Genomic DNA, 13,100 nt, shown 5'->3' on the forward strand with positions numbered 1-13,100 from the left:
CCCCGGGCTCGGCCAGACTGACCACGCGCCGGGGCCAGCGGGATGGGCCGGAAAAGCAAAAGGCCCTCCAGCGTGCTGCTGAAGGGCCTTTGCGGTCCGGACGGGACTCGAACCCGCGACCTCCGCCGTGACAGGGCGGCATTCTAACCGACTGAACTACCGAACCAGGCTGCAATGTAGCCGGGGCGTTTCCCCGATTGCGCTGCAAAGGTAGGAGGCAGTTTTGCCGCTTTGCAAGCCCTGGGCGAAAGTTTTTTACCAAATCGTTACCTGACGAGCTGTTGTGGCTGATAGCCAACCAGAAAAATTTCCGCGCCGGCGGCTAAACATTTCAGTGCCCGCCCTCAAAATAGCCGCACCATGCTTGGCGCGCGTCGCTTACCTTTGCCCTCCCCCATTTTCCACCGTAACCACGACAACTGCGCGGCGTCTTCGGCCGCCGCCCGTTTGGCCATGCTGCTCGACTTCGAACAACCGATTGCCGCCCTCGAAGGCAAGCTCCGCGAGATGCAAAAACTGGCGCAGGAAAGCCAGGTTGACGTCTCGGAAGCCGTTGAGGCCCTCGAAACCAAAATCAAGGCCCTCAAAAAGGAGACCTACGCCAACCTCACCCGCTGGCAGCGCGTGCAGCTCTCGCGCCACCCCGACCGCCCCTACACCCTCGATTACGTGGAGGGCATGACCCAGAAGTTCGTGGAGCTACACGGCGACCGGACCGTGGCCGACGACAAGGCCATGGTGGGCGGGTTTGCCGAGCTCGACGGGCGCACCGTCATGTTTATCGGGCAGCAGAAGGGCCGCAACACCAAGCAGCGGCAGCTGCGCAACTTCGGCATGCCCAACCCCGAGGGCTACCGCAAGGCCCTGCGCCTGATGAAGCTGGCCGAGAAATTCGGCAAGCCCATCGTGACGCTTATCGACACGCCGGGTGCCTTTCCGGGCCTGGAAGCCGAGGAGCGCGGGCAGGGCGAGGCCATTGCCCGCAACCTGAAGGAGATGTTCATGCTGAAGGTGCCGGTTATCTGCATCATCATCGGCGAAGGCGCTTCGGGCGGGGCCCTGGGTATTGCCATCGGCGACCGGGTGCTGATGCTGGAAAACACCTGGTATTCGGTGATTTCGCCCGAGTCGTGCTCCAGCATCCTGTGGCGCTCCTGGAACTACAAGGAGCAGGCCGCCGAGGCGCTCAAGCTCACCGCCACCGACATGCTCAAGGCGGGCCTGGTCGACGGTATCGTGAAGGAGCCGCTGGGCGGAGCCCACACCGACCCGGACAAGATGATTCAGACGCTGAAAAAGACCATCCTCAAGACTCTGGACGAGCTGGAAGCCCTGCCCGGCGACGAGCGGATTTCCCAGCGCATCGACAAGTTCAGCCGCATGGGCGTAGTCGTTGAGGCGTAGGTCAGTTGTCAGTAAGGCTACTGCCCAGGATTGAATCCTCTTGCAAATGCCAACGAAAAAGCCCGCTACTCAGCGGGCTTTTTCGTTGGTGCGTTGTCCTGACAACTATCCACCGACAACTGACAACTCATTCGCCATGCGGGCGGCCAGGTCTTCGATATCGGCGCGGCGGGCCAGCACCTGCAGCCACTCGGGCGGAATGGCCTGTTCGCCGTAGTAAAGGCCGGCCAGGCCGCCGGTGACGGCGCCGGTGGTATCGGTGTCGTCGCCGAGGTTGACGGCGGCCAGCACGGTTTCGGCGTAGCTCTCGTAGCGCAGCAGGCACCAGAGGGCGGATTCCAGGGTGTGTAGTACGTAGCCGCCGCTGCTGATGGCCGTGGCATGTACGTCGGGCAGCCGACCGCTCAGGATACGCTCGAAGTGCTCGGCTTCCTTGGCCGGGATATTCAGCTGCAGCAGCTGGGCGGGCGCGGCGGCGCATAGCTGGGCGTAGGCGGCGGCGGGCACGAGGCCGGCGCGCAGGTGGCGGGCCATTTCCAGGTACAGCCAGCAGGCCACGGCCGAGCGGATGTGGCCGTGGGTGATGGCCGATACCTCGTGAATCAACCGAAACCGGTCTTCTAAGGGCATATCGACTTGGTAGAAAGCCAGCGGCAGGACGCGCATGAGGGCTCCGTTGCCGTTACTGTACTCGTCGGTGCCACCGGCCAGAATCAGGTCCGGATCAGCCTTCAGGCGTTGCAGGGCTTCGCGGGTGGTAATGCCGATATCGAACACGTGGCCGTGGGGCGTCCAGAGGTTTTGGTAGTACCAGCGGCAGCTGTATTCGGCCACCATGCCCACAGTAAAGCCATCTGCAATGGCCTGGGCCAGGCAGAACGTGAGCGAAGCATCGTCGGACCAGGTACCGGCAGGCTGATTGTGCGTGCCGTACGCCCGCATGGTCACCACGGGGTCGGTTTTGCGGCGGGCGCGGCTTTCAAACTCGACGGGCACGCCGAGGGCGTCGCCGACGGCCAGGCCGAGCAGGGCGGCGCGGATTTGAGCTTCGGCGGAGGATGGAGTTACGGGCATTGGCGGAGGGAATAAGGTCCGAAAGTAACAACGCCGCTCATCCGACAGCGTCACACGGCAGCGCTGAACGCAGAGCAAGTCGCTTGCGCCGCAAAAAAAGCCCGCCGGAAACCGGCGGGCTTTAGGCAGACAGTCGGTCCCTCCTACGATCAAACCACTGTTTGCTTGCGCTTGATGAGTCCTTCCGGGCTCAATTGGTGGATGCGGGAGGGCATTTTTTTTCACAAACCAGGGTCAGATTTTTTTTCTGCGGCGGAGCGGCATCTGCGTTTTACTCAAAAACGAACTGCACAAAACTGCTTCGGGCTATTTTTCGAGCCGGCAGCGGAACTTTTTTTCATCAAATAACCAACTGATAAAAAGCTATTTAAAAGAACAGTCAGGTTGCTATTGACGGGCAGCGTTATCATTCTGGCGGCAGGAGTATAAAATCTGGCACACAATTTTCAAGTGACCTGGAGAGTTTAACAGACACGAACCGCCACTTCAACCTTCTCTCTCCGATGATCCGAATCCTGCTTCTCTGCTTTGCGCTGCTGGTGAGCAGTGTGGCCTCCACCACGCCGGCCGAAGCGGCCCGCATCAGTGCCTACGCCAAAGCCAAAATGAAGGGCCGCATCTACACGCACCGCCCCAGCTACAAAAACTACAAGGGCCGCAAGAAAGCCAAGCGCTTCAGCCTGCGCAAAACCGGCAAGGCCAGCAGCCGCTCGCTGTTCCGCTCGAACCACAGCACCACGCGCTTCTAACCGCGCCCGACAACCCCACCACCCGGCGGTTCGTCAGTTCCTGATTGCTCCCTTGCGGGGCCGCGCCTGCGGGCTGCGGCCCCGCTTTTTTATGCCCCGGCGTAGAAGCGCTGCCGCGTTTCGATGAGCACCTGCTCCACGGCCCGGCGGTCGGGCTCGGCGGGCAGCGCGGAGGCGGCAAACGCGGCGTCGACGCGCGCGACCAGCTCTTCGGCCTGCTGCACGAGGTCGGCGTACTCAAACTCGCCACGGCGGATCTGGAGCAGGAAGTCGCGGTTGGGGCGGCGCACGTAGAGGCGGCCTTCGCGGGCAATTTCCTCGGCCATCTGCAGCAGCCGGAACACGTGCAGCATGTTCTTGGCGTCGTAGTTTTTGCCGTGCTGCACGGTGTTCTGGTAGCGCTCCGCGTTGCGCTTCTGCACCCAGTCCCAGTACTCGCGGTACACGCGGCAGTAGGTGCTGTAGCCGTTGCGGTTGAACGACAGATACGCCGCCGGCTCCTCCCCTTTCGGCACGGCCGAGAGCTGCACGTCATTGCTGGCCTCGGCGTCGCGCACGAGGCCGCGGTAGCCCAGGCGGCCGTCGGGCGAGCGGTCCACGAACAGGGCGTAGAGGTCGGTGAGGTGGGGCACCTTGGCCAGGCCGCACTGCGCCGCCGCGAGGCCCTGGCGCTGCAGCCACTGCGCGGCGGGCTGGGCGCCGGCGCCACGGGTCACGTAGCAGAAATCGAGCACCGACTTACGGGCCGGCGGCTCGGGGTTGTTGATTTTCTTGTTGAGCCCCTTGGCCTTTTTGATCTGGGCCACGGCGTAGTCGGCGAAGGTCTGGCGGCAGAGCTGGGAGAGAAACAGCTCGGGGCGGAAGGCCGCGAACAGTGGGTGGCGCTGCACCACGCAGTCGGCCGGGGTAGCCAGCAGCTCCAGCACGTTGGGGTTGTTTTTCAGGGCCAGCTCCACGAAGCGGCGCAGCTCGTAGAACACCTCGTCGTTGGAGTCGTTGGCCACCTGCGCCACGTAGTCGAGGCCCAGAAACTGCCGCTCGGGCAGCACGAACACGCCCTTCAGGTCGGTATCGGAGTGGGCCAGGTTGGTGCCGTAGGCCCGGCTGCCGCTGATGGCTTCGAAGAGGATGAGGTGCTGAGCGCGAAGGTCCTGGATGAGCATGGGGTGTGGGTGGTGCGGGTGGTTTTTAGCCCGCAGAGGGCGCGGAAGATTAACGCTGAGGACGCGGAGGCAAGGCTAAAAAGCGGCGGCTAGCAGCTCCTGAAACAGCTGATTCAGGGCCGGCGTGGGGTCGGGGCGGCGCGGGGGTGGCGTGGCGCGGGCCAGCTGCCCGGCGGCGTATTCCGCTTCGATGAAGCGGGCCAACGCCTCGGGGCGGGGCACGGTGGTTTTTTCGGTGGCCTGGGCTTTCTGGCGCAGCAGCGCGTCGACTTCGGCCTGCAGCTCGGCGGGCAGCAGCTCGCGCAGCAACCGAAACTCCATCGGCGGCACCGTCTGCCGCTCCCGAATCCAGCGGGTGGCCAGGGCGGAGCGCAGGGCGTAGAACAGCCGCTTCAGCCGCAGCTCGGCGCCGGGCAGGTCTTCCTTCACGCCCCGGCCCACCAGGCCCAGATAGTGGTGCAGCCCGGCTAGCGGGTTGAAGCATTCGGCCAGCCGCGGCTGCACGGCGCGGCGGAAGTCCAGCGCCTCCAGGTACACCACCGGCGACTGTAGCCACTCCAGCAAGGCCGCGTTGGAGCCGCGCAGCAGCTTCAGGGCCTTGCGCAGGTCCCAGCCGGCCAGGTCCAGCTCGGCGTCGACGGGGAAGTTGAGCGTGTCCGGGCCGTCGTCGAGGGTGAGGTACCAGCGGGCGGGGCGGCCGTAGATAAAGCGCACGTCGTAGTCGGAATCGGGCGAGGGAAAGCCCCAGGCCCGGCTGCCGGCTTCGCAGGCGTAGAGGATGCGGACGTCGTGGGCGGCCTCCAGGCGGCGCAGCTCGGCTTCGATTCGCAGGTGCATACGGGCAAATTAGCGCCGTTTCGGCCGCCCGCAGCGGCAGTCATAAATCCGTGAGGTTTTGGCAGGCGGCGCGGCGGATCAAAGGCCGCGGCTGATGCTGGATCGGCAACAAACATTAATCTACTATTAATCAAGCCCTAGCAATATAATCACGCGAATTCAACTCCATCAGCCGCGGCCTGTTTTCCGACCGAATTCAGCAACGCACCTGCGCAAAGCCGCCCTACTCGTCCTCAATCCCGACGCACACCCACCAGGGCCGTGGCGCAGCCCAGCAGCAAGGGCACCTGCCGCACTTCGGCGAAACCGGCGGCCAGGAGTGCGCCCTCCGCCGCGTCGAGGTTGGCGAAGCTGTGGGCGTAGAAGGGCAGGTAGCGGTGCAGGGCGGCGCGTCCCCGGCTCAGCCAGGTCAGCAGCGGCAGCACGGTGCCGAGGTACTGCCGAAATGCCCAGCGCCGCCAGCCCTGCCGGGGCAGGGTGAATTCGAGCAGCACGCAGGCGCCGCCCGGGCGCAGCAGGCGCCGCACTTCGGCCGCGAGGTCCAGCAGCCGCTCGGTTTCCAGGGTTTTCAGCCCGTAGGCGCACACCACCGCATCGGCCGCGGCGGCGGGCAGCGGGGTGCGCAGCGCGTCGGCCAGGTGCAGGGCGGTGTTGGCGTGCACGGCGGCCGACTGCTGGCGGCGGGCGGCCTGCTCGAGCATAGCGGCGGCAAAATCCACGCCGTGCAGCTGCGCGGCGGGCCCGAGGCGGCGGCGCAGGGCGGGCCACAGCTCCCCGCCCCCGCACATCAAATCCACGACCACCCCGGCCGGGGGCAGCGCGGGCAGCTGCTGCACGGCCTGCCGGCGCCAGCAGGCTGTTAGGCCCAGGGCCATCCACTGGTGCCAGCCGTAGCTGGGGGCCATCTGGTTGAAGAGGTGGCGCACGAAGCCGGGGCCGAACAGGGTGGCATCGGGGGCGGTATCGGCGGAGGTGCGGCGGCGGGCGCGGGGCCGGCTCATGACGCGGCTACTCATCTTGGGCTTGGGTTTGGATGGCGGAAAGCACGCGCTGGTGCATGTCGTCGAGCAGGTAGTCGCTCCAGAGCTGCCAGTAGGCGCGCGGCGCGATGCTGTGGCGGTAGGTGGTCGTGGCTTCGAGCACGGTGCTGCCGTCGGGCTGGGGCAGTAAGCGGAAGGTGCCCTGCTCGACGCGGAAAAAGCCGTGCAAATGCGGGGCGTGGATGCGCGGGTACGGGCTCAGCTCTCGCATTGGCGCAGGCATGTGGGGCACCCGAAACGTCAGCTCCCGCCCCGGCTGCCAGGTGCTGATGGGCAGCCGCGCCTCGCCCTGCGAGTAGGTGCAGACAAGCTGCGGCGTGCCGCCGGGACCGGTGGCCAGGGCCGTGCGCGTGGGGTAGGCCACGCCAGCCCGAAACAGCCAGCCCACTTCGGCCGGGTACTGCACCGGCCGCGTGAGCACCTGCCACACCCGCTCGGGCGAGGCCTGCACCCGCCGCCGCGTGACGACGCTGTGCGGCGGCACCGGCGCGGGGTAGCGCGCTTCCAGCGCCTGCCCGGCCGGGTAGAGCAGCACCAGCACCGAAAACATGCGCAGCGAGGTCCGCTCCCCCAGCAGCCGGCCCAGGGAAGTGCCCACCACGGCGCCGGCCAGGGCCACTATCAGGGCCAGCGGGGCGGTCATCAGCACGCAGATCAGGCCCTCCAGGGCCGAGGCCACCAGCAGGGCCAGCGTGCTGAGCGCGGCCAGCACCACCGTCACCCACGAGGCCAGCAGGCCGGGCCGGGGCTCGGCGGGGTTGTTCAGCCAGGTGTATAGGACATTGGCAATGAGCCCGGCCAGAAAGGGCACGGCCACAAACACCATCCCGCCGTAGGTGTGGAAGATGTTGGTCGACAGGTAGGTAAGGCCGGCGCTGAGGGCGGCGGTGGGCAGCACGGCCAGCAGGGTGCAGCCCAGGGGCGTGCCGGTCAGCCACTGCTTCAGGGAGCGGGGCGCGGCGGGTTGGTCGTCTTCGGGGTAGAGGCGGGGCGGTTGGTTGGCGGGGTCCATAGCGCGCGGGTGTGGCGGGCAGACCGGAGCCGGCCGCCCTTAGGTGAACATTCGGAGGAGTTTGTCGATCAGCCAGGTTTTTTCGGCCTTCATCACGCCGGTCAGCACCGTGTCGGCGCTGTCGGCCAGCTGCTGGATGTCGCCGAGCACGCGGTGAAACTCGCGGTAGCCGGGCTCGGTGGGGTCGCCGGGCAGGGCAGCCAGCTGGTCGAGGCTGCGCTTCATGGCGTCCAGCTCGCGGCGCTTCCGCTCGCGGATGATGCAGCGCGTGACCTGCAGCATGTCCTTTTCGGCCACGAAGTACTCGCGCCGCTCGCCGGGCTTCAGGGCCTTGTACACCAGGCCCCAGTCGAGCAGCTCGCGCACGGTCATGCTGGCGTTGCCGCGCGAAATCTGCAGCTGCGTCATCAGGTCTTCGGTGCTCAGCGCCTCGGCCGACACCAGCAGCAAGGCGTGCATCTGGGCCATGGTGCGGTTGATGCCCCAGCTGGCGCTGGTGGCGCCCCAGAGGTGGATGAACTGCGCTTTGGCCTGCTCCAGCGTCAGGGCGGTGGCAGCGGAAGGGTCGGGCGTCGGGTTGGTCGGGTCGGGCATGAAGGAAAAGCGCAAAGGCCGCGGATCAGGCCTCTACGGTACGCACAATATCGGCAACGGCCGCTTTGCAGCCGGGAAACTGGAATTCGAAACCCCATTCGAGCAGGCGCTGGGGGTACACTTTGCGGCTTTTGAGCACCAGCTCGGTCTGGGTTTGCAGGGCCCAGGCGCCGGCTTCGAGCAGCCACTCGGGCTGGGGCAGGCGCAGCAGGGGCCGCAGTGTCCGGGCCAGCAGGGCGTTGAAGTCGCGGTTTTGGATGGGCTGGGGCGCGCAGAGGTTGAACACCCCGCTGGCGCCGGGCTGCTGGGCCAGAAACTCCACGGCCCGGGCAAAATCGGTGGCATGCAGCCAGCTGATCCACTGCCGGCCACTCCCCTGCGGGGTGCACAGGCCCCAGCGCGCCAGCCGGGCCAGCACCGGGAAGGCCCCGCCATCCGCCCCCAGCACAATGGCCGTGCGCAGGGCGACGCGGCGGGTATTGGGCGCCGGGCAGGCCCAGAAGGCCTCTTCCCAGGCCTGGGCCACTTCCACCGAAAAGCCCCGCCCGATAACGCCGTCGGCCTCGGTGTTGGCCGGCCGCTCGCCCTCGGTGTGCTCGTAGATGGTGGCCGTAGCGGCGTTCAGCCACACCCGCGGCGGGCGGCGGCAGGCCGCCACGGCCGCCCCCAGCACCCGCGTGCTATCCACCCGGCTGCTGAGGATGGCGCGGCGGTTGGCCTCGTGGTAGCGACAGTCGACGCTGCGGCCGGCCAGGTTCACCAGCACGTCGGCCCCGTCGAGCTCGGCGGCCCACTCGTCGAGGGTGCGGCCGTCCCAGCGGGCGTAGCGCACGTTGGCGTAGGCCGGCAGCTGCTCCCGCGACAGCACCACGATTTCCACCCCGGGACGGCGGAAGTGGCGGATCAGGCATTGGCCCAGAAAGCCGGTGCCACCGGCCAGAACGATGCGCGTGGGTGCCATAGCGAACAGCGAAGGGAGGCGTTGAGAATCCGTTTTGTCTTTGTTCGCTCCAAATGTATCACAAGTTTCAATAATTATTGAAACTTGTGATACATAATTAATAATTGATTAATTATCAGCGACTTTATTTTCGAGCAATTCGTGCTGACTGGCCGCTGGTAATCCGAAGCTCAGACCGCCAAGGTGGCGCATTGCCGCGGCCGCGGCGCATAAAATCGGCTTCTTCACGAAAAGATCAGCTAATACCGAAGAGTTTGCCGGCGCAGCCGGCAGGCCGTCCCGGTGGCGGCCACGAAACCCGCTGGGTGTAACCCCCGGGCCGGTTTTGCTGTCTAGCAATTAGGTTTTCCATTCCAAACAGCCGCCATGACGCAGCCAGCATCCCTCCCACTCCAACACCAGATTGCCCTCGTCACGGGGGCCAGCTCCGGCATCGGCTACGGCGTGGCCGAGGCCCTGGCGGCGGCCGGGGCCACCGTGGTCATCAACTACAACCGCGAAGCCGAGCCGGCGGAACAGCTGGCCCAGACCATCCGCGACAAGGGCGGCGAGGCCCTGGCCATTCAGGCCGACGTGAGCCAGGAGGAGGACGTGCAACGCATGTTCCGCGCAACCATCGAGAAGTACGGCACGCTGCACATCCTGGTGAGCAACAGCGGCATTCAGCAGGACGCGGCCTTTCTGGACATGACCGTGGACCAGTGGCACAAGGTTATCGGGGTGAACCTGACGGGGCAGTTCCTGTGCATGCGCGAGGCAGCCCGGGAGTTTGTGCGCCGCGGGCCCCAGCCCGACATTTCCCGGGCCACGGGCAAGATTATCTGCATGAGCTCGGTGCACGAGGTGATTCCCTGGGCCGGGCACGTAAACTACGCCGCCAGCAAGGGCGGGCTGATGCTGCTGATGAAGAGCGTGGCCCAGGAGCTGGCGCCCAAAGGCATTCGGGTGAACAGCATCGGGCCGGGCGCCATTGCCACGCCCATCAACCTGGAGGCCCGCGACACCCCGCAGGAGGAAAAGGACCTGCTCAAGTTGATTCCCTACGGCCGCATCGGCGAGCCCGCCGACATCGGCAAGGTGGCCGTGTGGCTGGCCTCCGATGAATCAGACTACGTGACGGGCCACACCCTGTTTGCCGACGGCGGCATGCTGCTCTACCCCGGCTTCGTGGGCAACGGCTGATTTGCAATTAATAATGAACAATTAATAATTAATAATTGAAGCTGCGGCAGCTAGCTCTATTTGCTTTTTCGCCAGCCGCGCCCTCTGGACTGCCTAACCATAAGCCTTTTGCACTAATGGCAAGCCAGCAAAGCATCCGCCTCAATTATTAATTGTTAATTATTAATTCTTAATTAATGACCACTCCCGAACACCAACGCTTGGCCGCGGCCAACGCCCCCAAGGGGGCCACGCCCTGGCGCCGCTTCGGCCCCTACCTCTCGGACCGGCAGTGGGGCACCGTGCGCGAGGACTACTCCGCCGGCGGCGACGCCTGGTACGCTACCACTCACGACATGGCCCGCAGCTACGCCTACCGCTGGGGCGAGGAAGGCATCGGCGGCCTCTCCGACGACAAGCTGCGCCTGTGCTTCGCGCCGGCCTTCTGGAACGGGCACGACCCAATTCTGAAGGAGCGGCTGTTTGGCCTCAGCGGGCCCGAGGGTAACCACGGCGAGGACGTGAAGGAGCTGTATTACTACCTCGACAACACGCCCACGCACAGCTACATGCAGATGCTCTACAAGTATCCGCAGCGGGCATTTCCCTACGACTGGCTGGTGCAGGAAAACGGCCGGCGCAACCGGCAAAAGCCCGAGTTTGAGCTGCTGGACACGGCCATCTTCCACGAAAACCACTACTTCGACATCTGCCTGGAGTATGCCAAAGCTGGCCCCACCGACATCCTGATCGAGCTGACCGTGTTCAACCGCGGGCCGGAGGACGCGCCGCTGCACGTGCTGCCGCAGCTGTGGTTTCGCAACACCTGGAGCTGGGGCTGCGACGCCTACCGCCCCGAGCTGCGCGCCGACGAGGGCGGCCACATCGGCGTGGAGCACCGCGAGCTGCCGGCCCTGCGCCTGTACTGCGAGCCGCTGGAGGAGCAGCCGGCGCCGGCGCTGCTCTTTTGCGACAACCACACCAACTCCCGGCGGCTGTACCAGACCGAGCCGCCCGCCGCGGAGCAGTTTTTCAAGGACGGCATCAACGACTACCTGCTGCACCAGCAGGCGGGTGCCGTGAACCCGGCCGGCGTGGGCACCAAGGCCGCCGCGCACTACCAGCTGCTGGTGCCGGCCGGGCAGCAGCAGCGGCTGCGCCTGCGCCTGGGTCCGCCCGAACTGGCCGAGCCCTTCGCTGACTTCGATGCGCTGATGCAGCAGCGCCGCGACGAGACGGACCAGTTTTACGCCGCGCTGCAGGCCGATTTGCCCAGCGACGACGCCCGCAACGTGCAGCGGCAGGCCCTGGCGGGCATGCTCTGGAGCAAGCAGTTCTACTACTACGACGTGCCCGAGTGGCTGCAGGGCGACCCGGCCATGCCCCCGCCCCCGCCCCAGCGCCAGCAGGGCCGCAACGCCCACTGGCGGCACCTGAACAACGCCGACATCATTTCGATGCCGGACAAGTGGGAGTATCCCTGGTATGCGGCCTGGGATTTGGCCTTTCACTGCCTGCCGCTGGCCATGATTGACGCCCACTTTGCCAAGCACCAGCTCACGCTGCTGCTGCAGGACTGGTACATGCACCCGAACGGGCAGCTGCCGGCCTACGAGTGGAATTTCTCCGACGTGAACCCGCCCGTGCACGCCTGGGCCACCTGGCGCGTGTATAAGATGGACCAGAAGCAGCGCGGCGGCGAGGGCGACGTGGCGTTTCTGGAAGGCGCCTTCCACCGCCTGCTGCTGAACTTCACCTGGTGGGTGAACCGCAAGGACGTGGAGAACCGCAACGTGTTCGAGGGCGGCTTCCTGGGCCTGGACAACATCGGCGTGTTCGACCGCTCGGCCAACATGGCCCCGGGCACCTTCATGGAGCAGGCCGACGGCACGGCCTGGATGGCCATGTACGCGCTGGACATGATGCGCATGGCCCTGGAGCTGACCAAGACCAACCCCATCTACCAGGACATGGCCAGCAAGTTCTTCGAGCACTTCCTCTACATCGCCGACGCCATGTTCAGCAGCCCCGACCGCAAGGACAGCCTGGACTTGTGGGAGGACGAGGACGGGTTCTATTACGATGTGCTGAACACGCCCGAGCACGGCCGGCTGCCGCTGAAAATCCGCTCCCTGGTGGGCCTGGTGCCGCTGTTTGCGGTGGAAGTGCTCGACGAGGACCTGATGCGCGAGATGCCCCGGTTCGTGGCCCGCATGAGCTGGTTTCTGGAGCACCGGCCGCTACTGGCCGAGCTGGTGTCGCGCTGGCAGGAGCCGGGCAAGGGCAGCCGCCACCTGCTGAGTCTGCTGCGCGGGCACCGCATGAAGCTGCTGCTCAAGCGCATGCTCGACCCCGAGGAGTTTCTTTCCGACTACGGCATCCGCTCCCTCTCGAAATACCACCAGGAGCACCCTTATGTGTATCACACGGCGGAAAAGGACTTCACGGTGCGCTACGAGCCGGCCGAGTCGGAAACGGATTTGTTCGGCGGCAACTCGAACTGGCGCGGGCCGGTGTGGCTGCCAATGAACTTCCTCATCATCGAGGCCTTGCAGCGCTTCCACCACTACTACGGCGACGATTTTCGGGTGGAATACCCCACCGGCTCCGGCGAGTATTCCACCCTGCTCGGCATTGCCGACGCGCTGACCGAGCGCCTGACGCGGCTGTTTCTGCGCGACGAGCAGGGCCGCCGCCCCGCCCTCGGCCCCGACGCCCACTTCCAGGATGACCCGCACTTCAAGGACTACCTGCTCTTCCACGAGTACTTCCACGCCGAAACCGGCCAGGGCCTCGGCGCCAGCCACCAGACCGGCTGGACCGGCCTCATTGCCAAGCTGCTGCACCCCCGCCGCCCCGATAACCACCTCTTTACCAGCGTGACCGACGAGGCCGAAGACCAGCGGCTGATGCAGGAGCAGGAAGTGCAGGAAGCACCGGGCAAGTAGCAAGTAGCCAGTTGCCAGTTGCCAGTTGCCAGTTGCCAGTTGCCAGTTGCCAGTTGCCAGTAAAAAAGAACGTCATCCTGAGCGCAGCGAAGGACCTTCCTCTGACCCTGCACCAACCGGAAAGCGCAGCCACCAACGCCTTTCCATTAGGACGTCC

At 65.6% G+C, this 13,100-nt stretch carries 11 protein-coding genes and 1 tRNA gene; 4 read left to right on the forward strand and 8 right to left on the reverse strand.

Annotated features, from left to right (window positions below):
• Positions 1-92: 92 nt before the first annotated feature.
• Positions 93-166, reverse strand: a tRNA-Asp gene (locus FDY95_RS14890).
• Positions 167-453: 287 nt separating this feature from the next.
• Between FDY95_RS14890 and FDY95_RS14895 the strand changes: the two genes are divergently transcribed.
• Positions 454-1,404, forward strand: a complete 951-nt coding sequence (locus FDY95_RS14895) for an acetyl-CoA carboxylase carboxyltransferase subunit alpha (RefSeq protein ID WP_171025699.1) — start codon at positions 454-456, stop codon at positions 1,402-1,404.
• Positions 1,405-1,509: 105 nt separating this feature from the next.
• Here the strand turns inward: FDY95_RS14895 and FDY95_RS14900 are convergent, their stop codons facing one another.
• Positions 1,510-2,478, reverse strand: a complete 969-nt coding sequence (locus FDY95_RS14900) for an ADP-ribosylglycohydrolase family protein (RefSeq protein ID WP_138078851.1) — start codon at positions 2,476-2,478, stop codon at positions 1,510-1,512.
• Between the two features lie 503 nt (positions 2,479-2,981).
• Here FDY95_RS14900 and FDY95_RS14905 point away from each other — a divergent pair.
• Positions 2,982-3,227, forward strand: a complete 246-nt coding sequence (locus FDY95_RS14905; RefSeq protein WP_138078853.1) for a hypothetical protein — start codon at positions 2,982-2,984, stop codon at positions 3,225-3,227.
• An 89-nt stretch (positions 3,228-3,316) separates the two neighbouring features.
• On the opposite strand, the gene FDY95_RS14910 is transcribed toward FDY95_RS14905, so the two are convergent.
• The 6 genes from FDY95_RS14910 to FDY95_RS14935 form a co-directional block, all read right to left on the reverse strand.
• Entirely contained in the window at positions 3,317-4,390 is a 1,074-nt protein-coding gene (locus tag FDY95_RS14910; protein WP_138078854.1) for a DNA polymerase beta superfamily protein, read from the reverse strand.
• Between the two features lie 75 nt (positions 4,391-4,465).
• Positions 4,466-5,227 carry a nucleotidyltransferase domain-containing protein gene (locus FDY95_RS14915; protein WP_138078856.1) on the reverse strand — a complete coding sequence of 254 codons (762 nt, stop codon included), beginning with the start codon at positions 5,225-5,227 and terminating at the stop codon, positions 4,466-4,468.
• A 233-nt stretch (positions 5,228-5,460) separates the two neighbouring features.
• Positions 5,461-6,243, reverse strand: coding sequence for a class I SAM-dependent methyltransferase (locus FDY95_RS14920; protein WP_138078858.1), 783 nt, complete (start codon positions 6,241-6,243; stop codon positions 5,461-5,463).
• A complete protein-coding gene (locus FDY95_RS14925) occupies positions 6,236-7,279 on the reverse strand; it encodes an SRPBCC family protein (RefSeq protein ID WP_138078860.1) in 1,044 nt (347 codons plus the stop codon). Before FDY95_RS14925 ends, FDY95_RS14920 begins: the two co-directional genes overlap by 8 nt.
• A gap of 39 nt (positions 7,280-7,318) precedes the next feature.
• On the reverse strand, positions 7,319-7,873 hold the full coding sequence (locus FDY95_RS14930; protein ID WP_246074042.1) for a GbsR/MarR family transcriptional regulator: 555 nt from the start codon (positions 7,871-7,873) through the stop codon (positions 7,319-7,321).
• Positions 7,874-7,898: 25 nt separating this feature from the next.
• On the reverse strand, positions 7,899-8,834 hold the full coding sequence (locus tag FDY95_RS14935; RefSeq protein ID WP_138078862.1) for a TIGR01777 family oxidoreductase: 936 nt from the start codon (positions 8,832-8,834) through the stop codon (positions 7,899-7,901).
• 366 nt (positions 8,835-9,200) lie between these two features.
• Between FDY95_RS14935 and FDY95_RS14940 the strand changes: the two genes are divergently transcribed.
• The gene (locus FDY95_RS14940) at positions 9,201-10,016 is read left to right on the forward strand and encodes an SDR family oxidoreductase (RefSeq protein WP_138078864.1); all 816 of its coding nucleotides are present in this window, start codon (positions 9,201-9,203) and stop codon (positions 10,014-10,016) included.
• 176 nt (positions 10,017-10,192) lie between these two features.
• Complete coding sequence (locus FDY95_RS14945) at positions 10,193-12,943, forward strand: MGH1-like glycoside hydrolase domain-containing protein (protein WP_138078866.1); 2,751 nt, start codon at positions 10,193-10,195, stop codon at positions 12,941-12,943.
• The last annotated feature ends 157 nt before the right edge of the window (positions 12,944-13,100 follow it).

This window comes from Hymenobacter jeollabukensis (genome assembly GCF_005771675.1).
Classification (GTDB): domain Bacteria; phylum Bacteroidota; class Bacteroidia; order Cytophagales; family Hymenobacteraceae; genus Solirubrum; species Solirubrum jeollabukense.